Annotated in this window: 18 protein-coding genes; 4 read left to right on the top strand and 14 right to left on the bottom strand. The window is 59.0% G+C overall.

Translation table 11 applies throughout. The features are described 5' to 3' along the window. Nucleotides 1–284: 284 nt before the first annotated feature. The 4 genes from gcvP to ACO05M_RS08080 all read right to left on the bottom strand — a co-directional run bounded on the left by gcvP (nt 285) and on the right by ACO05M_RS08080 (nt 6,497). A complete protein-coding gene (gene gcvP, locus ACO05M_RS08065; RefSeq protein WP_421869971.1) occupies nt 285–3,185 on the bottom strand; it encodes an aminomethyl-transferring glycine dehydrogenase in 2,901 nt (966 codons plus the stop codon). Nucleotides 3,186–3,277: 92 nt separating this feature from the next. Next, nucleotides 3,278–3,670: a glycine cleavage system protein GcvH gene (gcvH, locus tag ACO05M_RS08070; protein WP_114695930.1), complete on the bottom strand. Its 393-nt coding sequence runs from the start codon at nt 3,668–3,670 to the stop codon at nt 3,278–3,280. An 82-nt stretch (nt 3,671–3,752) separates the two neighbouring features. Then, on the bottom strand, nt 3,753–5,057 hold the full coding sequence (glyA, locus tag ACO05M_RS08075) for a serine hydroxymethyltransferase (RefSeq protein WP_421869975.1): 1,305 nt from the start codon (nt 5,055–5,057) through the stop codon (nt 3,753–3,755). A 60-nt stretch (nt 5,058–5,117) separates the two neighbouring features. After that, on the bottom strand, nt 5,118–6,497 hold the full coding sequence (locus ACO05M_RS08080) for an L-serine ammonia-lyase (protein WP_421869978.1): 1,380 nt from the start codon (nt 6,495–6,497) through the stop codon (nt 5,118–5,120). A 430-nt stretch (nt 6,498–6,927) separates the two neighbouring features. Here ACO05M_RS08080 and ACO05M_RS08085 point away from each other — a divergent pair, with 430 nt between their 5' ends. From ACO05M_RS08085 to ACO05M_RS08095, 3 genes are all read left to right on the top strand, one after another. Beyond that, entirely contained in the window at nt 6,928–7,530 is a 603-nt protein-coding gene (locus ACO05M_RS08085) for a helix-turn-helix domain-containing protein (RefSeq protein ID WP_421870694.1), read from the top strand. Between the two features lie 228 nt (nt 7,531–7,758). Next, entirely contained in the window at nt 7,759–8,757 is a 999-nt protein-coding gene (locus ACO05M_RS08090) for an alpha/beta hydrolase (protein ID WP_421869981.1), read from the top strand. A gap of 145 nt (nt 8,758–8,902) precedes the next feature. Next, on the top strand, nt 8,903–9,760 hold the full coding sequence (locus ACO05M_RS08095) for a DUF6279 family lipoprotein (protein WP_421869984.1): 858 nt from the start codon (nt 8,903–8,905) through the stop codon (nt 9,758–9,760). Between the two features lie 12 nt (nt 9,761–9,772). Here the strand turns inward: ACO05M_RS08095 and ACO05M_RS08100 are convergent, their stop codons facing one another. The 10 genes from ACO05M_RS08100 to ACO05M_RS08145 all read right to left on the bottom strand — a co-directional run bounded on the left by ACO05M_RS08100 (nt 9,773) and on the right by ACO05M_RS08145 (nt 17,601). Beyond that, complete coding sequence (locus tag ACO05M_RS08100; protein WP_421869987.1) at nt 9,773–10,156, bottom strand: gamma-glutamylcyclotransferase family protein; 384 nt, start codon at nt 10,154–10,156, stop codon at nt 9,773–9,775. Next, nucleotides 10,146–10,604, bottom strand: a complete 459-nt coding sequence (locus ACO05M_RS08105; protein ID WP_421869991.1) for a GNAT family N-acetyltransferase — start codon at nt 10,602–10,604, stop codon at nt 10,146–10,148. Before ACO05M_RS08105 ends, ACO05M_RS08100 begins: the two co-directional genes overlap by 11 nt. Nucleotides 10,605–10,677: 73 nt before the next feature. After that, nucleotides 10,678–11,511: a lipase family protein gene (locus ACO05M_RS08110; protein ID WP_421869994.1), complete on the bottom strand. Its 834-nt coding sequence runs from the start codon at nt 11,509–11,511 to the stop codon at nt 10,678–10,680. Between the two features lie 105 nt (nt 11,512–11,616). Continuing rightward, nucleotides 11,617–12,477, bottom strand: a complete 861-nt coding sequence (locus ACO05M_RS08115; protein ID WP_421869997.1) for a peptidoglycan-binding protein — start codon at nt 12,475–12,477, stop codon at nt 11,617–11,619. A gap of 227 nt (nt 12,478–12,704) precedes the next feature. Then, a complete protein-coding gene (locus ACO05M_RS08120; RefSeq protein ID WP_421869999.1) occupies nt 12,705–13,991 on the bottom strand; it encodes a bifunctional molybdopterin-guanine dinucleotide biosynthesis adaptor protein MobB/molybdopterin molybdotransferase MoeA in 1,287 nt (428 codons plus the stop codon). Next, nucleotides 13,988–14,554, bottom strand: a complete 567-nt coding sequence (gene mobB, locus ACO05M_RS08125) for a molybdopterin-guanine dinucleotide biosynthesis protein MobB (RefSeq protein ID WP_421870002.1) — start codon at nt 14,552–14,554, stop codon at nt 13,988–13,990. Before mobB ends, ACO05M_RS08120 begins: the two co-directional genes overlap by 4 nt. Then, nucleotides 14,551–15,225, bottom strand: a complete 675-nt coding sequence (mobA, locus tag ACO05M_RS08130; RefSeq protein ID WP_421870005.1) for a molybdenum cofactor guanylyltransferase MobA — start codon at nt 15,223–15,225, stop codon at nt 14,551–14,553. Before mobA ends, mobB begins: the two co-directional genes overlap by 4 nt. A gap of 2 nt (nt 15,226–15,227) precedes the next feature. After that, nucleotides 15,228–15,971 (bottom strand): energy-coupling factor ABC transporter ATP-binding protein, encoded by a 744-nt coding sequence (locus tag ACO05M_RS08135; protein WP_421870008.1) that lies wholly within the window; start codon nt 15,969–15,971, stop codon nt 15,228–15,230. Between the two features lie 79 nt (nt 15,972–16,050). Beyond that, nucleotides 16,051–16,758 carry an ABC transporter permease gene (locus ACO05M_RS08140; RefSeq protein ID WP_421870011.1) on the bottom strand — a complete coding sequence of 236 codons (708 nt, stop codon included), beginning with the start codon at nt 16,756–16,758 and terminating at the stop codon, nt 16,051–16,053. Between the two features lie 9 nt (nt 16,759–16,767). Continuing rightward, complete coding sequence (locus tag ACO05M_RS08145; protein WP_421870014.1) at nt 16,768–17,601, bottom strand: substrate-binding domain-containing protein; 834 nt, start codon at nt 17,599–17,601, stop codon at nt 16,768–16,770. 595 nt (nt 17,602–18,196) lie between these two features. Here ACO05M_RS08145 and ACO05M_RS08150 point away from each other — a divergent pair. Beyond that, on the top strand, nt 18,197–19,615 hold the full coding sequence (locus ACO05M_RS08150; protein WP_421870017.1) for a sigma-54-dependent transcriptional regulator: 1,419 nt from the start codon (nt 18,197–18,199) through the stop codon (nt 19,613–19,615). Nucleotides 19,616–19,628 lie beyond the last annotated feature (13 nt).

Consider the following 19,628-nt stretch of genomic DNA (forward strand, 5'->3'; position numbering starts at 1 on the left):
GTGAGCGGCTGTTTTGAGCATTTCCAGTCGACCGCCTTGGTAGGCCCGAGCCGGTATGGCTGAAAAGTAAAAAAAGGATTCGATAGTTGTGTCTAAATGGCTCTCTATCTCAGTTTTTTATTGGTTGTCAGTTGTTGGTATAGCAGAACTCTTAGGGGCTAAAAAAATGACCGCGGCTGGGAGTGCTAGCAGGCGACGTATCAGGGTAGATTCACCCGTAGCGCCGCGGCCCAAGGCCCTCTGGTTGTACCGGCCCGGGAGATCATCCCGGGCCGGTACGGAGTTCAGTCTCGGTAGCTGTCGATCGACGGGCAGCTACAGATAAAGTTACGGTCGCCGTAGACGTTGTCGATCCGGTTGCTGGACGGCCAGAACTTGTTGAGTTTCAAGCTCGGAACCGGGAACACCGCCTGCTCGCGCGAGTAGGGACGATCCCACTCGGCTGCAACGATATCGGCCTGGGTGTGGGGCGCGTTCTTGAGCGGGTTGTTGTCTGCATCCAGCTCGCCTTCCTGCACCTGACGGATCTCTTCACGGATCGTCAGCATCGCTTCGATAAAGCGATCCAGCTCGGCCTTGGACTCGGACTCGGTCGGCTCCACCATCAGCGTGCCGGCAACCGGGAAGCTCATGGTCGGGGCGTGGAAACCGAAGTCCATCAGACGCTTGGCGATATCCTCTTCGGAGATGCCGGACGCTTCTTTCAGCGGACGGATGTCGACGATGCACTCGTGAGCGACGCGATCGTTACGGCCGCGGTACAGAATCGGGTAGTGCGCCGACAGCTTCTCGGTCAGGTAGTTGGCGTTCAGAATCGCCACCTCGGTGGACTTCTGCAGACCCTGGGCACCCAGCAGGGCACAGTAGGCCCAGGAGATGGTCAGGATCGAGGCGCTACCAAACGGGGTCGCGGAGACCGCACCCATGGAGGCCAGCGGGCCTTCGATCGGGCTGACGGCGTGGTTTGGCAGGAACGGCGCCAGGTGGCTCTTGACACCGATCGGACCCATGCCCGGACCACCACCACCGTGCGGGATAGCGAAGGTCTTGTGCAGGTTCAGGTGGGAGACGTCGGAACCGATCAGTCCCGGCTTGGACAGACCGACCTGGGCGTTCATGTTGGCGCCGTCCATGTAGACCTGACCACCGTTGTCGTGAACGATGTCGCAGATCTGCTTGATGCCTTCCTCGTACACCCCGTGGGTGGACGGGTAGGTGATCATCAGGCAGGACAGATCATCTTTGTGGGCTTCGGCCTGGGCCTTCAGGTCGTCGATATCGACGTTACCCAGCTCGTCACACTCAACCACAACCACCTTCATCGCGGCCATCGCGGCAGATGCCGGGTTGGTACCGTGGGCGGAGCTTGGGATCAGGCAGATGTCGCGGTGACCTTCACCGATGCTCTCCTGGTACTTGCGGATCGCCAGCAGACCGGCGTATTCGCCCTGAGCACCGGAGTTGGGCTGCATCGAGACCTTGTCGTAACCGGTCACCTCGACCAGCATCGCTTCGAGCTCGTCGATCAGCTGCATGTAGCCCTGGACCTGATCGCGCGGCGCGAACGGGTGGATGTTGGCGAACTGGGGCCAGCTCAGCGGAATCATCTGGGCGCTGGCGTTCAGTTTCATGGTGCACGAACCCAGCGGAATCATGCCGTGGGTCAGGCTGAAGTCTTTGTTTTCCAGACGCTTCAGGTAGCGCAGCATCTCGGTTTCGGAGTGGTAGCTGTTGAATACCGGGTGGGTCAGGAACTCGGAAGTACGACGCAGCTCAGCCGGGATACCGTCACTGGAACCAGCGCTCAGGGCGCTGTCGTACAGATCGATGTCCAGACCGTGGCCAACACCCAGGATCACTTCCCACAGCTGCTCAATATCGGCGGCGCTGGTGGTTTCGTCGAGGCTGATGCCGAGCTTGTCATCACCAACCAGACGCAGGTTGATACCGGCGTGGTAACCGCGCTTGGCGATCGCTTCCTGCTGACGACCGACGACCAGGGTCAGGGTGTCGAACCAGTTATCGTGGGCCAGGGTGATGTCACGCTCGATCAGGCCCTTAGCCAGGATGGTGGTCAGGCGGTGAACGCGCTCGGCGATCCGCTTCAGACCTTCCGGACCGTGGTAGATGGCGTAGAAACCGGCCATGTTGGCCAGCAGTGCCTGGGCGGTACAGATGTTAGAGGTCGCTTTCTCGCGGCGGATGTGCTGCTCACGAGTCTGCATCGCCATCCGCAGCGCCGGGGCGCCTTTGCTGTCGATGGACTGACCGATGATACGGCCAGGGGTAGAACGCTTGTACTTCTCGCGGGTGGCGAAGAAGGCAGCGTGCGGGCCACCGAAGCCCATCGGTACGCCGAAGCGCTGGGCAGAACCAAACACCACGTCGGCGTCCAGCTCACCCGGTGATTGCAGCAGCACCAGGCTGAGCAGATCGGCGGCAACGGAAACCAGTGCCTTCTTCTCGTGAGCACGATCGATCAGCGGCTTGATGTCGACGACGTTACCTTCGGTGGTCGGGTACTGCACCAGAATGCCAAAGGCGTCCTGCTCGTCGAGCAGGGTGTCGATATCGCCAACCAGGATCTCGAAGCCGAAGTATTCGGCACGGGTCTTGATGACGTCGATGGTCTGCGGGTGTACCTGGTCGGAAACCAGGAACAGGTTGCTCTTCTTACGGTTGGAACGCTTACACAGCGCCATCGCTTCGGCGGCGGCGGTGGCTTCATCCAGCATCGAGGCGTTGGCCAGATCCATACCGGTCAGGTCCATTACCATCTGCTGGAAGTTCAGCAGTGCTTCGAGACGGCCCTGGGCGATCTCCGGCTGGTAAGGCGTGTAGGCGGTGTACCAACCTGGGTTCTCCAGCACGTTGCGCAGGATCACATTCGGAACGCGGCAGTTGTAGTAACCGCTACCGATGTAGGATTTGTTGACTTGGTTCTTGTCTGCGACCTGACCCAGATACTCCAACACCTGTGCTTCACTTTTGCCATCAGCCAGCGCCAGTGGCTGGTCTAGGCGGATCGCTTCAGGGACGGTCTGGTCGATCAACTGTTCGATCGATTCCAGGCCGAGGTAGCTCAGCATTTCACTACGCTGGGCAGCATCGGGGCCCAGGTGGCGATCGGTGAATTCCAGCGCGTTGGCCAGCGCATTCAGGCGGGGTAGGGAGGTCGCATTCATAACTAATTAACCTGTCAGTTCGGTCGTGTTATCCGTTCTGTAGCGCGCAGCCGTAAGAAGTTTGACTCCTTTGGGCTGCGCGTTGGGAGGGCTTACTCGCTCTGTGCGATCAGATCGGAGTAGGTAGCCGCATCCATCAGTGCGTTCAGGGCGTCGGCATCGGACAGTTTGATCTTGGCCAGCCAAGCTTCGCCGTACGGATCTTCGTTGATGGTTTCCGGAGCTTCTTCCAGCAGTTCGTTGATCGCGATGATCTCGCCGCTGACCGGGCTGTAAACGTCGGAAGCCGCTTTGACAGACTCAACCAGTGAGAACTCTTCGCCAGCTTCGACTTCACGGCCTTCTTCGGGAATTTCAACGAAAACGACATCGCCGAGCAGTTCTTGGGCGTGGTCGGAAATACCAACGGTTACGGTACCGTCGCCGTTATCCAGTACCCATTCGTGGCTCTTGGCAAAACGCAGGTTAGTTGGGATATTGCTCATCGTTCTGTTCCTGAATTAGATCTTGTTAATTAGAGGGTTAGGGTTGCCGGCAGCCTGATAGATACCGGCAACATTGGTCTTTTTAGCGGTAGAGCGGGAAACGCTTGCACAGGTTTTCGATCTCGTCGCGGACCTGCTGCTCTACCTTGCTGTTGTCTTCCGGGTTTTCAGCCAGACCGTCCAGCACATCGCTGATCAGGTGGCCGATGCGACGGAACTCGTCGACACCGAAGCCGCGGCTGGTGCCGGCCGGGGTGCCCAGACGGATACCGGAGGTAACCATCGGCTTTTCCGGGTCGAACGGGATGCCGTTCTTGTTACAGGTGATACCGGCGCGCTCCAGGCTCTCTTCAACGGCGTTACCCTTGAGGCCTTTCGGGCGCAGGTCGACCAGCATCAGGTGGGTATCGGTACCGCCGGTAACGATGTCGCAGCCGCGCTCGACCATGACTTCGGCCAGGGTGCGGGCGTTGTCCAGTACGTTCTGGATGTAGTCGCTGAATTCCGGCTGCAGGGCTTCACCGAAGGCAACCGCTTTCGCCGCGATCACGTGCATCAGCGGACCGCCTTGCAGGCCCGGGAATACCGCCGAGTTGATCTTCTTGCCCAGCTCCAGGTTGTTGGACAGGATCATGCCGCCACGGGGACCACGCAGGGTCTTGTGGGTGGTGGTGGTGACCACGTCGGCGTAAGGCATCGGGCTCGGGTGTTTGCCAGTGGCAATCAGGCCGGCGATGTGGGCCATGTCGACCATCAGGTAGGCGTCTACCTTGTCGGCGATCTCACGGAAACGGGCAAAGTCGATTTCGCGCGGGATGGCGGAACCACCGGCGATGATCAGCTTCGGCTTGTGCTCAACCGCCAGGGCTTCGATGGCGTCGTAGTCGATGCGGCAATCGGCTTCGCTAACACCGTACTGAACGGCGTTGAACCACTTGCCGGACTGAGCCGGACGGGCGCCGTGGGTCAGGTGGCCACCGGCGTCCAGAGACATGCCGAGGATGGTGTCACCCGGCTGCAGCAGTGCCATCATCACCGCGCCGTTAGCTTGGGCGCCGGAGTGGGGCTGAACGTTAACGTATTCGCAGTTGAACAGCTGCTTGGCGCGATCGATAGCCAGGGACTCAACTTCGTCGACGTATTCGCAACCGCCGTAGTAACGACGACCGCTGTAGCCTTCGGCGTACTTGTTGGTCAGTACAGTGCCCTGGGCCTGCATGACCGCTTTAGAGACGATGTTCTCGGAGGCGATCAGCTCGATCTGGCGCTCCTGGCGGTCGAATTCACGGTCTACCGAGGCTTTGATCGACGGATCGATATCGGCAAGAGCGGCGGTGAAAAAGTTTTCGCGCTTCGAGTCAGAACCGTACAGGTCGTTGATGCTCATGTTTATCCCTCTGGTGGTACGTTGTTATGTCGTTATTAGGTTTGGATACAGGCCGGTGCTTCAGCAGGCGACGACGTTGACAGCCAGTCCGCCCTGGGCGGTCTCTTTGTACTTGTCCTGCATATCCAGGCCGGTTTGGCGCATGGTTTCGATAACGCTATCGAGCGGTACGCGCTGGTTGCCATCGCCGCGCAGTGCCAGGCGGGCGGCGTTGATCGCCTTGACCGCACCCATGGTGTTGCGTTCGATACAGGGAACCTGAACCAGGCCGTCGATCGGGTCGCAGGTCAGTCCCAGGTTGTGTTCCATGCCAATCTCGGCCGCGTTTTCGATCTGTTCGGGTGTGCCGCCCAGTACCGCCGCCAGGCCGGCAGCCGCCATGGAGCAGGCCACGCCGACTTCACCCTGGCAGCCCACTTCAGCGGCGGAGATCGAAGCATTCTTCTTGTACAGCATGCCGATGGCGCCGGAGGTGGCGATAAAGTTGAAGATGCCGTTCTCATCGGCACCGGGGACGAAACGGTGGTAGTAGGCCAGCACGGCCGGGATGACACCGGCAGCACCGTTGGTCGGTGCGGTCACGACCCGGCCACCGGCCGCGTTCTCTTCGTTGACCGCCATGGCGTACAGGTTGATCCAGTCCATCACGCTGAGCTGGTCACGCAGGGCCGCTTCGGGGCGATCGGTCAGCTCTTTGCGCAGTTGAGCGGCGCGACGCTTGACGCCGAGGCCGCCGGGCAGTTCGCCGGTTTCACGGCAGCCACGCTCGATGCAGGCTTCCATCACGTTCCACAGCTTACGCAGGTTGGCTTCTACTTCTTCGTCCGAACGCATGGCGCGCTCGTTGGCCAGTACCAGCTCGGCGATGCTCAAACCGCTCTCTTCGCAACGGTCGAGCAGTTCGCGACCGGTTTCAAAGGGGTAGGGGATCGGGTGGTTGACGACTTCGTCAGCCGGCAGTTCGATCTCGTCTTCGCAGAGTACGAAGCCGCCGCCGACGGAGAAATAGACTTTGCTGATTAGCTGGATGCCATCGCGATCAAACAGCTCAAAACGCATGCCGTTAGGGTGCTGCGGCAGGCTTTCGCCGAAGGCGAACGGTAGATCGGTTTCTTCATTAAACGCCAGCTCGACTCGGCCACCCAGATTCAGAACCTTTTGCTCGCGGATGATGGCGATCTTGGCATCGACGCTGTCCGGGTCGATTTCGTCCGGGCGTTCGCCCAGAAGCCCCAACAGGGTGGCGATATCGGTGGCATGACCTTTACCGGTCATGGCCAGGGAGCCGAACAGGGTGACTTTAACGCGGCCAGCTTGGGAGAACAGATCTTGGGATTCGAGAAGCTCGAGGAAGCGTTGTCCGGCCCACATGGGTCCAACGGTGTGAGAGCTGGAGGGGCCGATTCCGACTTTGAACAGATCAAAAAGACTTAGAGACATCTTTATTAAACTCCGCGTACGAGTCTGGCTCGTGTTGTTTTGTTTTCGCGTTGTCCGGACGCTGGGTGTCATAAATGCACCGCCTGTTGCGTCCCGGGGTTGAAAGTATCCGAACAACCCCGTTGTTCAAGATGTGAGCAGATTAATCTGATTTAGAAACCTAGTCAACAAAAATTTCCAATAGGAAACTTTATTGATTGTTGCTCTCCTCGGGATACGGTTGGCGTCGGCGCTGCTGCTTAAATTGGTGGGCTTTCGTGATTGCTGTATTATCGGAAGCGATACATTGCGATAAATTGCTTGCTTGATGGTGCTAATGAGCAATTAATGTTGTTGCTGTTTACTTTAGGAAACTTGAAATCCATGGAGTCAGACCATGTCCGATAAGGAAGCCCCGTACTCGATGCTGGACAAAGAACGTCAGAAAGAGATGGAAGGTTCGTTGGACGATACCGGTAGCGCTGCCGATGCAAGGGTCACCGAGCTGCAGTTGGGCAAGCGGGTCAAGCAGATCCGCTTAAGTCACAACCTGACTCTGGAAGAAGCCAGTCGACGTACCGGCCTGGCCCGTTCGACACTGTCGAAGATTGAAAATGAACAGATCTCGCCCACCTTTCAGGCGGTGCAGAAATTGGCCAATGGCTTGAATATCGATATTCCGCAGCTGTTCGCCACCGCCAAGGAATCGCGTTGTGCCGGTCGACGGGACATTACCCGGGCTGGACAGGGCCGTATGCATCCGACCCCGACCTATGAGCATGAGATGTTGGCCAGCCAGCTGACCAATAAACAGATGCTGCCCTACCGCTCGATCGTTCGCTCCCGTTCCTTTGATGATTACCCCAGCTGGGTCCGCCATGACGGCGAGGAATTTTTGCTGGTGCTCAGCGGCAAGGTGCGTTTCTACACAGAGTTTTACGAGCCGGTCGATCTGGAAGCCGGTGACAGTAGCTATTATGACGGCGGCATGGGCCATGCGCTGGTCTCGATCAGCGAAGAGGATGCCGAGGTGTTGTGGGTCACCTCGACTTGATCGGGTCAGGCCTTAAGCGGTAATGAGAAGGGGCGTTCTGAATGGCAGATCGCCCTTTTTTATTGTCCAGGACTCGAACTCCGCGCTTGTCGTGGTTGTCGTCTCGGCTTGCCGGGAAGTTGTTTTCAGACCTGCGGCCATTCATCAGGTTCTGCTATCGCTTGGAATACAGAGATTTTCGGGCTATCTTGACGCTGTTCAAATTGTATCGGGCTCGGATTTTCCTCCATGTTCAAAATACCAAAACCCACGGGTTCAGCCGTATCCTCTGAACCGCATGAATGCCAGCAGTGGCAGCACCAGTTCGAGCAGTTGTTCGAGCCCTGGCAGCAGGACCTGAACGGGCGTCTACTGAGCGGTTATCGAAGCCGTCACCGAGACTCGGCAAGAACCGAAATCTGCTGGCTGCACGGAAACGGTTTTAACAGCCTGGCCTACACCCCGATACTCAGTTCGCTGCTGCAAGCACAGGATTCAATCCCGGGTGGGCTGTCGATCTATACCACCGATCTGCCCGGTCACGGGCGCTCCCAGACCACCGGAAAGCCCTGGCCGGTCTGGCGAGAAATGGCCCGTTGTGCCGAAAAAGGGATGTTGCAACAGCTGGTGCAGGAGCCGGGTTTGCAGCGGATCGGTATTGGACACAGCCTGGGTGGGGTCGTCAGCCTGCTGCAGGCACACCAATACCCGGAGCGTTTTGACCGATTGCTGTTGCTCGATCCGGTGCTGTTTACCCCGGGAATCGTTGCCGCTCAGCAGGTGCTGAAGGCGCTCGGCCTTTGGCGCTGGATGCCGATGCCCAAGGTTACCCGTCGTCGCGAGAGTGGTTGGCAGTCGGTGTCACTGATGCATCAACAGCTGGCCCAGAAGGGCTTTTACCGGAGTTGGGATCCACAGGCGTTGGCCGGATTCGTGGCCGGGGGTCATCAGGTGGTGGCCCAAGGGGCGGCTCAAAGGGTAGAACTGAGCTGTCCGCCGGAGTGGGAGGCGCGGATCTTCTCCAGCGTACCGCAGCGACTAACCCAGGCGATTCGTGAAGTGCGTATTCCGGTACATGTGCTTTGTGCGCGGAACAGCTTTCCGTTTATCTTGAAAGGCACCCGGCGTGCCGCACAGATCAATCCGCATATCACCTACCAGATCTGGGGAGAGGGGCATTGTTTCCCGATGGAGCAACCCCATCAAACCGCTGCTCTGATCAAAGAGTGGTTGGCAAGCACAGCGTAAGGGTATCGCTGATACCAGGCGTTACTATTCGATCACTACTGCACCGATCGAATCGATCCGTTGTCAAAAACACATAGCCCCTTGCGATTTGGATGATCGCCTCGGCTACGCTAAAGACAGCAAATAGAGGAGTTACGCCTTGCCGTTGGATAGATCAAAGGATTGGAATCACTATTGGATCACCCTGATCCTTGTCGTTGCACTGATTGGACTCAGCGGCTGCAGTCGATATCAGCTGGCCTATAACAATCTCGATACCCTGCTGTTGGACCGTATCGATGACTATACCGACCTGACCTCGAAACAGCAGTTGCAGATGGAGCGGCTGCTGGATCGTGCTCACCAATTGCACCGACAACAGCGATTACCCGAGTACAGCCAGCTGCTGAAACAGATACGCCTTGATCTGGTGCGCTCTGAGCTGGATTCGGCGACGCTGATGCTGATGTTTGAACAGCTGGAGCAGCAGTGGGCGCAACTGAGAGCCGATGCCGAGCCGCTGTTGCGCCAGCTGTTTATCCAGCTCAGTCCTGATCAGCGGAAGCGGATGATGGCGCGGTTTGAGCGCGAGCTGGCAAAACGGCTCCGTGTCTACCAGCAGCAATCCCCGCAGCAGCGGGTTGAGCACCGATATCAGCGGTACCAGAAGCGGCTTAAGTTCTGGATCGGATCGCTGACCCAGCAGCAGCAACTGGCATTGCGTCGGTTTACTGAAGCACTACCGCAAACCACCTTGGCCTGGTTGGATTACCGCAAGCTTTGGTTATCAGCCTTCGATCAAGCCTTGCAGCAGCGTGATTGGCAACAGTTAGAGCAATTGTTGCTGCAGCCGCAACAGCTGAGGTCACCGGCTCTACAGCAGGCGCTCGATCAAAGCCGGCGGCAATGGGCCGACTTTCTGGCGCAACAGCTGAGGCAGTTGCAAGCGTCGCAGCAGCAGGATCTGTTGGAGGAACTGGATCAGCTGATTGCCGATCTGGATGAACTTCAACGGCAGCGCTAGCGGCTGGCCGATTTAGCAGTCGTGCGGATTACTCTCATAGACATAGGCGCTCACCCGGCGGCCATCCTTCAGTCGGGCGCAGGTTAGTACCCGCCGATAGGCCTCCCCTTCAAAGGCGTCCAGCCGGGGCCAGAATGCAGCCAGCGCCTTAGAGTGAAACACCTGCCCCGGGACCTCATCCGGCCCGTCATTCAGCACAATGGCGCTGTAACCCTTGGCATAACCGCGGAGGAGGCGCTGCAACCTGCCATTGACGTTTGCCGGATGCCAGGATCCGGGCAGTTGGGCCAGCAGGTGCGCATTGGCCTGGCCCGGTGCCAGGGAACCGTATACGAACAGGTACTCGCTCATCGGATTGCCCTGCGGCTTGTTGGCTTGAGCGTTTTCATTCCCCAAACTGCTCAAACACCTGTTGCTGTTTGCTCGGTATCAACCCCTGGGCACGGTAAAAGCGGCGGGCTTCAGCGCGCTCGATTCGGCTACGTACCCGCACAGCGAGTTGCTGATCTGCGGCCCAGTGTTTGGCCTGCTGCACCAAGGCGCGTCCGACACCTTGGCGTCGAAAAGCCGGTTCCACGGCCAAACCGCCGATTTCAGCAAAGGCATCGCGAAGTGCGATAAAGGCGTGGAGCCAACCGACGACCATGCCATCCCGTTCACAGATCCAGACCTGATCGTTAGAACTGTTCAGCAGTGCCTGCAAACGTGATTCGGCCAGCGACTCGTCGTAGTCGGGATAACCCAACGAAGCGGCGATGTGTTTGATCGCCAGGGCGTCTTCTTGGGTGGCAGGACGAATCGAGCTCGGTTGTTGTTGCTGGAAAGGTTGAATGTCGGAAGCCATGGACGCTTGTTACCGGGTGGTTGGCGTTGGGGGATTAAACAGCTGTGCCAAGGTAGCACAGCTGTCATCCCGTTCAGGACTGCAGGTCCCATTGTTTCACTGCGTCCAGGTATTCATCCATGTTGTGGTCTTCAACGGCATCGATCCCGTCTTCGAACAGTGCACTGAGCGCCCCGTCGAAGTAATCGACGAACTTGAACCAGAAACCGACCTCCGGGTGTATCTCCTTCTCCGCCGAGATATACAGGTAGCTGCCGATATGGCTGTAGCCCATCAATCGAGCTGGAGCCCGGGTCACGATGTCATTGTTGTTGTGAAAGCGGAAATAGCGCGACTTGCACTCGTTGTTGAAGGTGCGGGCGGTACTGCGGGTCAGTACCCGTGGTTGGCCGAAGGTATAGACGCTGGTGAAGGGTTTGTCTTCGTGCACCAGTTTGGCGGCGGCCACCGTTGCCATGGCGCCGCCCAGGCTGTGGCCGGTCAGGAACAGTGGACGTTTACGTTGCTGCTGCAGGTCGAGGAATTTGTCGTTCAGGGGTTTCCAGACATCCTCGACCGAATTCCAAAAGCCGCGGTGGAACTCGCCGAACAGCTGCTGGGTGGCAAAGGCATTGATGTTGTCGAGCCAGTCCTTCAGCTCGTTGGTGCCCCGAAAGGCCATGCACAGGAACTCTTCATGCTCGATCAGTGCCGCCTGGGCACTGTTCCGGTCGACGCCGAACACACTGACAAATTTGCTGTCATCCTGTTTCAGGTTTTTCAGGATCTGGTCTTCATCCGGTATCTGGTTACCCGGGGATTTTTTCAGGTAGACCTCTTTCGACAGTCGTGCCATCCAATAGGCGTTGCCGTCATGCAATCCGGTGGTGTAAGGGGCTACTTTCTTGGTGACCTTGCCGTTGGCCATGGTGATCTCCTGGTTCAGTCCTGTCCGACTTACGCCACGGCTTTAACACGACGACCGTAGACCAGCAGGTGGTTTGCGAATACGTTGATCTTGCTTGGTAAAGCCTTACCACTGGGATAACCCTTTGCGCCAAAGGTTGGCTTCTGACTGGCGTCGCTTGGCCAGTCCCGATCGGACGCCCCAGAGTCGTTTCATCGAGACGATCTCGTCTTCGACATCGTTCAAAATCATCTTCCGCTTAGGCTTGTTGATCTCCGCTGAGCTGGCCTGCTGCAGAATATCCCGGATCGCCCGCATCTCACTGCGTCGCGATCCGGACAGGCTATTCCCCCGATTGAAGACGATACTGACCAGCACCGAGCGGCAGAGATCGGGAAGGCTGTCGAGTGAGGGATAGATCGAGGCGGTACTCTCGTAATAGGCGGGCAGAATTTTTCGAACGAAGACCGGCCAGGCCGCTTTGAATGGCACTTCGACCCCCATCCGTTTGAGCTCGGTGACCCGCTTCTGGGTGCCTTTTTTACCGATATCTTTGGCTAGCTCATCCATCATCGGTGCCGGTAGATGGTCTCCCCAAAGCTCACGGAAATTTTCTTCGGAATTAAAGCGCAGATCGTAGCCGACCCCGATGGTGACGCCGCTGGCAACGCCCGGATAGTGAGGCCAGCGGGTGACCTGGTGGTAGTACCTCAGGCCGCCGGTCTCCTCCAGTGCGATAAAGGCGATGCCATTGGTGGATAGCTGCGGATAGGGATTGGACTGGGCCTCCAGCCATTGCCACAGCGTCTCGTCGGCGGTTCCGGTCGCAGGCATGGCGGCGACATCCTGGGCATAGCGTACCCCTCGTTCGGTGCCGCTGCCGAAATCACCGTCGGCGATCAGCATCGCGCCGACGCGATTGAGCAGGGTCTGCAAAATAACAACATCTTGCCCTCGATCCCCGCGATTCAGCTCTTGGTAGGCCATGGGTTCCTCCCGATTGGGTGTGGTGGACTGACCTTGTAACTCTCGCTAAAACTGCGGATCTTGAACTGGTAGCGTACTTCTCAAGGGATGGGTTTGATGGAACACGTTGCTGTTGCAGGCAAGTATAGACAACAGGACCAGCCTGCAAGTTATTGCTTCCAGATGGATTTTATCGGTAGACAAAAACGGAGCCGTTGTGGCTCCGTTTCGGGTGAAGGGCGTTGCGGTTATAACAGGCCGTCGAATGGCTGCACCCGGACCCAGTCGCCGGCAGCCACCGGCCCCTGCTGATCCGGGAGTACGATCAGGCAGTTGGCCTGGCTCATGGAGGTGAGAATACCGGAGCCCTGCTGGCCGCTGCTGCGCACCTCCGGCAGACCGTCGGCCCCGTGGCTGATGATGCCGCGGACATATTCGGTCCGGCCGGGACGTTTTCTGATCGATCCGCTGCAGCGGATCTGAGTTTCGACGGGTAGCCAGTGGCTCTCGCCGCCGAGCTTTCGCAGCGCCGGTTTGACGAACTGCAGGAACGATACCATCACCGCCACCGGGTTACCGGGTAAGCCAAAGAACAGCGCCTCGCCGACATGCCCGAAAGCCAGAGGCCGTCCCGGCTTCATCGCCAGGCGCCAGAAACCGACCTGGCCCAGTCGATCCAGGCAGTCTTTGACGAAGTCCGCCTCGCCCAACGACACGCCGCCGGAGCTGAGCACCACGTCGGCCTGCTCACTGGCCTGCCTGAAAGCGGCTTCGATCGCGTCGGGGCGATCGGCGATCACGCCCAGATCGATCACCTCGATTCCCATCCCCGCCAGCATTGCGGTGACGGTATAGCGGTTGGAATCGTAGATCTGGCCCGCCTCCAGCGGCTGGCCCAGGCTGCGGATCTCATCACCGGTGGAGAAATAGGCCACCCGAGGTTTGCGTGCAACGCAGACCTCGGCCTGGCCCAGTGAGGCGATCATCCCTAACTCGGCGGCGCCGAGACGGGTGCCTGCCGCGATGGCCGGTGCACCCACGGCCAGATCTTCACCGGCCAAACGGCGGTTTTGGCCGGTTTTGGCCCCGGCGGGAAAGGTGACGAACTCCTGCTGTGGCGTTTTTTCGCAACGACACAGCTCCTTGATCACCACCGTATCGAGGGCGTCGGGGACCTGGGCGCCGGTCATGATCTTGACGCACTGACCGGGTTGCAGTTCACCGCTGAACGGATGGCCCGCCAGGACGCTGCCGACCACTTCCAGCCGGGTATCGCCTTCGGGCTGGATATCGGCGCTACGCACCGCATAGCCGTCCATCGCCGAGTTGTTGTAGGCGGGGACGTTGATCGGGGAGATCACCGGCTTGGCCAGCACCCGGCCGAGGGCGTGACGCAGATCCAACTGCTGGGTTTGGGGTAAGGCGTTGATAGCTTCAAGAATCTGTTGGCGACCCTGTTCGACCGGTAGCAGATTACTGGCCGGTCCACCGCAGCACTGATGTTGTTCTTCGTTGGCGCGTTCATTGCTGTTCATGAACCCTGGCTCCGCTGAATCGGTTGTCCGGATTCCAACGCGCAGTAGTCGACGATGAAATCGGCCAGCGTGGCGGGATCATTGATATCCAGGGTAGGCAGCGTGGTCGGTTGAGCCAGTTCGCCGTCGTGGGCGATGGCGATGATATTCGGGTCGTTCGGAAACAGCAGCGGGTTGTTGGTGCTGGGGCGGTGCAGTTCGATCTTCGGGAACGGCAGCATCTTGAAGCCTTCCACCAGGATCAGCTCATGGCGACTGTGGTCCAGCTGTTTGATCAGGTAGTTCAGATCCGGGTCATCCTGCTCTTCGGGGGTCTCGGTCATCAGGGCCCAGCGATGGCGCGAGCCGATCAATACCTGACCGGCACCGGCTTTACGCAGCTCGTAGCTGTCCTTACCGGGGGTGTCGACATCGAAGCGATGGTGGGCGTGTTTGATCATGCCGATGCGGATGCCGCGCTGATTCAGCAGCGGAATCAGCTGCTTGAGCAGGGTGGTCTTACCGGTACCGCTAAAGGCGGCGAAACCGATCAGCGGAAGCGGGGATTCGATGCTGGCGGTCATACGACTTGATTCTCCAACAGCTGCTTTTCCGTAAGCGTATTGATGTTTAAAAAGGCCTCGGGCTGGTCTGAAAAGTCGACCCGTTGGTGATGGTGTTTAGCATACCAGCGATCGATCTTGCGCTCGCCCTGCTCAAGATAGGCCAGCAGGCTCGGCAGTAAACGCCGTTGAAGCAATGCCACCACCGGTTGCAGCCGTTTACCGTCGTGGGCGACGACAATCTCTGCCTGTTCCCGTTCGGCCTTCTGTCGCAACCGCTCGACCAGATCGGCCGGTAGAAACGGGGTGTCGCAGGGGGCGATCAGCATCCATTCGGTTGGGCAATGCTGTAGTCCCGCTGCGATTCCGGCCAGCGGTCCTTGGAAGTCCTGCAGATTATCGCCGACCACAGCAAAAGCGGCACCGGTAGTCGTTTCGGTATCGGATTCGCGCAGGTTTCGGGTCTGGGGCTTTCGCAGATCCTGGGCCAGGGCAGCGTAGGCGCTCTGGTTGCGGTTGGCATTGATGCGGATCAGCTCCAGCTGCGGTTTGAGGGACTCGATGACGTGGCAGATCATCGGTTGGCCATGGAGGGAGACCAATCCTTTGTCGCAACCGTCCATCCGTTGGGCTCTTCCGCCAGCTAAAATCAGCGCACTGATCTGGTTTGAGGGTATCTGAGTGCTGGTCATCGTCAGGCCTCCGTCAGTTGCATCAGGGGAACGGGGTTGTCGAAATGAGCCGACTGTTGAAGCGTGCTGTCGCTAGCCGCAGCGGTCGAGCGTTCATGCAGCACCCCGTCTTCAAGGTGGAGCTGGCGGCGGATCAGTCGCTTGTCGACCTTTAGCTCATGGCTGCAAAGCACCACCGCGACACCGTCATTGATCAGTCGCCGAATCAGAAACAGGGTCTGCTCGCGGGCTTCGGCATCCATATTGGCGGTCGGCTCATCCAGCAGCAGTAGTTCGGGTTCCATTACCCAGGCCCGGGCCAGGGCGATGCGCTGCTTCTCGCCGCCGGACAGGGTCTTGGCGCGACGCTCGCGTAGATGACTCAGGCCGGACCAGTCCAGCGCCCGGTCGATCGCCCGCTGTCGTTGTGAGGAGGAGAGATGTTTGAGGCCATAACCGATGTTGTTGGCGACCGTGGTATCGAACAGATAGGGATGCTGGTGGAGGTAGATCACCTTGCCCCCCAGCTGGCGGTGGCGACGTTGGGTCAGCGGGGTGCCGCAGTAGCGTAACCGACCGCCGTGCTGGGGCTCGAGCCCCGCCAGCACTTTGAGCAGGGTGCTTTTCCCGGCACCGTTACGGCCGGTCAGCAGGGTGGCTTCGCCACGGTGTAGATCCAGCGCGTCGATATGAAACAGTGCCCGCTCACCGTACGATTTGCTGAGCTGGCGGGCATCCAGTAATGGGGTGGAAGCGTTGCCGTGCATCAGGTGCTCCTGTTGGGCCTTCGCGACCCATTCATCGAGCCCATCGGCTCGGTGGTGATTGTTAGACTCGGAATTCGGGTTAGCATTCGGCGCGACCCTCGACACGTCGGTGCAGGTAGGCGATGCAGATGTTCAGTCCCAGCGCCAGCAACAACAGCACCAGCCCCAGTGCGATCCCCTGGGCAAACTCACCCTTGCTGGTTTCCAGCGCGATCGCGGTGGGGATATTGCGGGTGTGGTTGAGGATGTTGCCACCGACCATCATCGAACAACCCACCTCGGAGATGATTCGCCCATAGGCGGCGATACAGGCAGCCGCCAAGCCATAGCGCAGCTCCAGGATCAGGGTGCCGAAGGCCCGTAGTGGGGAGGCTCCGAGGGTGCGGGCGGTCTCCCAGGCGCTGCGATCGGCGCCCTTGAAACAGGCCAGACTCATCGCCACCAGCACCGGAAAGGCCAGCGCGATCTGGCCCAGCGCCATCGCCGTGTCGGTAAACAGCAAGCGCAGGTCGCCGAAGGGACCGCTGCGTGACAGCAGCAGGTAGAGCAGCAGTCCGACTACCACGGTGGGAACACTCAACAGGCTGTTAAACAGCGAGATCAGCGCCCAGCGTCCGGGGAAGCGCAGCAGGGTCAGGGCGCAGCCGACCACAAACGCCACCGGCGTGGCGATCAGGATCGCTTTCAGCGTGGTGCTGAAGGACACGGCGATGATCGACCAGAGCTTGGCGTCACCGCTGAGGAGCAGTGAGATCGCTTCCAGCGTGGTGGCGGTCAGACTTTGCATACGAGTGGCTTAGTGGCTGGCAACCGGGGTGACGGCCGACGGTACGAACAAGGGTTCACCGTTGATGCGAAAGTCGGCGATCTGTTGCTGGGTCTGCTCGGACACAAGCCATTGGCGGAAGGCTTCGGCGCCCTGGTGATTCAGGTCCGCATAACGTTGCGGATTGATCTTCATAACGCTGTAGGGGTTGAACAGGCGCTGATCCCCTTCGACCAAGAGTCCCAGCTGCAATTTGCCCTGGTAGGCCAGCCAGGTGCCTCGGTCGGTGAGGGTGTAACCGCCGACCTCATCGGCGATCTGAAGTACCTTGCCCATGCCTTGACCGGCTTCCCGGTACCAGTCGCCCGACGGGCTGACATGGGCCTGCTGCCAGAGCGATTTTTCTTTCTTGTGGGTGCCTGAGTCGTCACCGCGAGAGACAAACAGGGCCCCGGATTCGGCGACGCGTTGCAGAGCCTGGGCGACGTTCGTTTGACCGGCAATGGCGGCGGGGTCATGGGCGGGGCCGACGATCACGAAGTCGTTATACATCACCCCGGTGCGATCAACGCCATGGCCTTGCTCGATGAATTGTTGCTCGGCTGATGGAGCATGAACCAGCAGCACATCGGTGTCGCCGTCACGTCCCATGCGAAGTGCGGCACCGGTGCCGACCGCTATCACGTGGACTTCGGTGCCGGTGGCTTGTTCGAACTGGGGCAGAATCGCATCGAGCAGGCCGGAGTTGTAAGTACTGGTGGTGGTGGCCAGTTTCAGGGTCTCGGCCTGCAGGCTGGTACTGCCCAGTACCAGCAGGCACAGGGAGATCAGTGAGGCCAGTTTACGGCTCAGCAGGGTGGGCATGGGGATTCCTCATCTCTTTATGGTCATGGGCGCGACAGCCGGGCTGCGCTTATTATTTCTTTTTTGTTATCGCTCGATTAGCTCGATGGGCTGTTGTTGGTGCTTATCAACAGGGTCATAGCAAGGAGAGTGCCAGCTTCAACGTTTGGCGCGAAAGGCAGCGTAGGGAGGGTTTGGGGCAGATAAACCGGCTTGAACAGATCGGCTGGTTTGCAGGGGTTGGGCAAAATGTCACGCCGTCTGGCTGGTCAGGGTCAAAATGACCCGAGTTGATCCAGGTTAGCTCCGAAGCTCGGCTTATACGTCAGTTTAATTGACTTGGTTGTACCGATCGCTCGAAGATTTATCATGGCTTTTTGTGCGTATTTGGACCGACAATAGCGGCCTACGCCAACGAGCGGCCCGGGTTAAACCGCAGCATCAAGACTGCGGTGGGCCTTATCACGATGGTAATAACTTATAGAATCTGTTGCGGTACATGATCTGCCGGGTAGGGACGGTGGATTGTGAGACTCTAAGGTCGTATCGGTGCATCTCCGGTCGCGACCGTAAACGCAAGTAGAGCACCAATAACACAATTATTAAGGTGGACTGCGTGACCATAACACTCCCCCGAAGCTCGCAGGCGCTCGACCGTGCGAGTGCGGATGCATTGGCACCTGAGACGGCGGAACAGGGACGACAGGCATTGTCGATCCTGATTGTCGATGACGAGCAGGGTATCCGGGAATTTCTTCAAAAAGCGCTGGCCAAGGAATATTCACTGGTCGAGGCGGTGGGCTCCGCCGAGGAGGCCGAAGCGCTGCGTTCGCGTTGCCATTTTGATCTGCTGGTGGTGGATATCTGCCTGCCGGGTCTGTCCGGGGTCGATTGGCTCAGCGAGGTGATGACACCGGCATTCCAGTCCGATGTGATCTTTATGACCGCGTTTGCCGATATCGACAAGGCGATCGGTGCACTGCGGGTCGGCGCCTCGGACTTTATCCTCAAACCGTTCCGGCTCGAGCAGATGGTGTCGGCGGTCCGTCATGTGATGGAGCGGCGCCAGCTGAAACGGGAGAATTTCGTCCTCAAGCGCCGGGTCGATGCGCTCTATTCGATGGAAGGGATGGTCGGCAACTCGTCGGCGATCACCGAGATCTGTCAACTGATCAAGCGGGTGGCGCCGACGCCATCGGTGGTGCTGGTCGAAGGTGAATCCGGAACCGGTAAGGAGCTGGTGGCCAACGCGGTTCATCAACTGAGTAAACGCAGCGGCCCCTTTGTGCCGATCAACTGCGGGGCCATCGCACCGGAACTGATTGAGTCTGAATTGTTTGGCCATACCAAAGGGGCCTTTACCGGGGCTCAGCAGGCCCGTGAAGGGCTGTTCTCCTATGCCGACGGCGGCACCCTGTTTCTCGACGAGATTGGTGAAATGCCGCTGTTGATGCAGTCGAAACTGCTGCGGGTGTTGGAAGAGGGGCGTATCCGTCCGGTTGGGAGCGAACGCGATGTCCCGGTCAACGTGCGCCTGGTGGCGGCCACCAATCGGGATCTGGAACAGGAGGTGGCCGACGGCAACTTCCGACAGGATCTGTTTTACCGGCTGAACGTGCTGCGGCTACGGGTGCCGGCGCTGCGTGAGCGCCGCGAGGATATCCCGTTGCTGGTGGAGCACTTCAGCGACCAGTTGGCCAAGAAACTGGGGCTGCCCGCCATCCCGTTCAGTCATGCCGACCTGCAGCGGATGCAGGCCTACGAATGGCCCGGCAATATCCGTGAACTGAAGAATATGATCGAGCGTTGCCTGTTGCTTGGCCGTTTGCCGGTCGAGGCGCTCCAGAACGGTGACGAGGCGCTGGAACCGGGGTCGGGGCAGGGCTATCCCTGCGAGTGGGACCTGGACAGCGTCGAAAAGGATCATATTCTGCGGGTGCTGGATCAGGCCGAAGGCAACAAGACCCAGGCGGCGCGGCAGCTCGGTATTGCGCGCAAAACCCTGGACCGCAAACTGCACGCCTGGAGCGACTGAGTCGGGCTCGGCG

The sequence above is a fragment of the Motiliproteus sp. genome, from assembly GCF_965230735.1.
Classification (GTDB): Bacteria; Pseudomonadota; Gammaproteobacteria; order Pseudomonadales; family Balneatricaceae; genus Motiliproteus.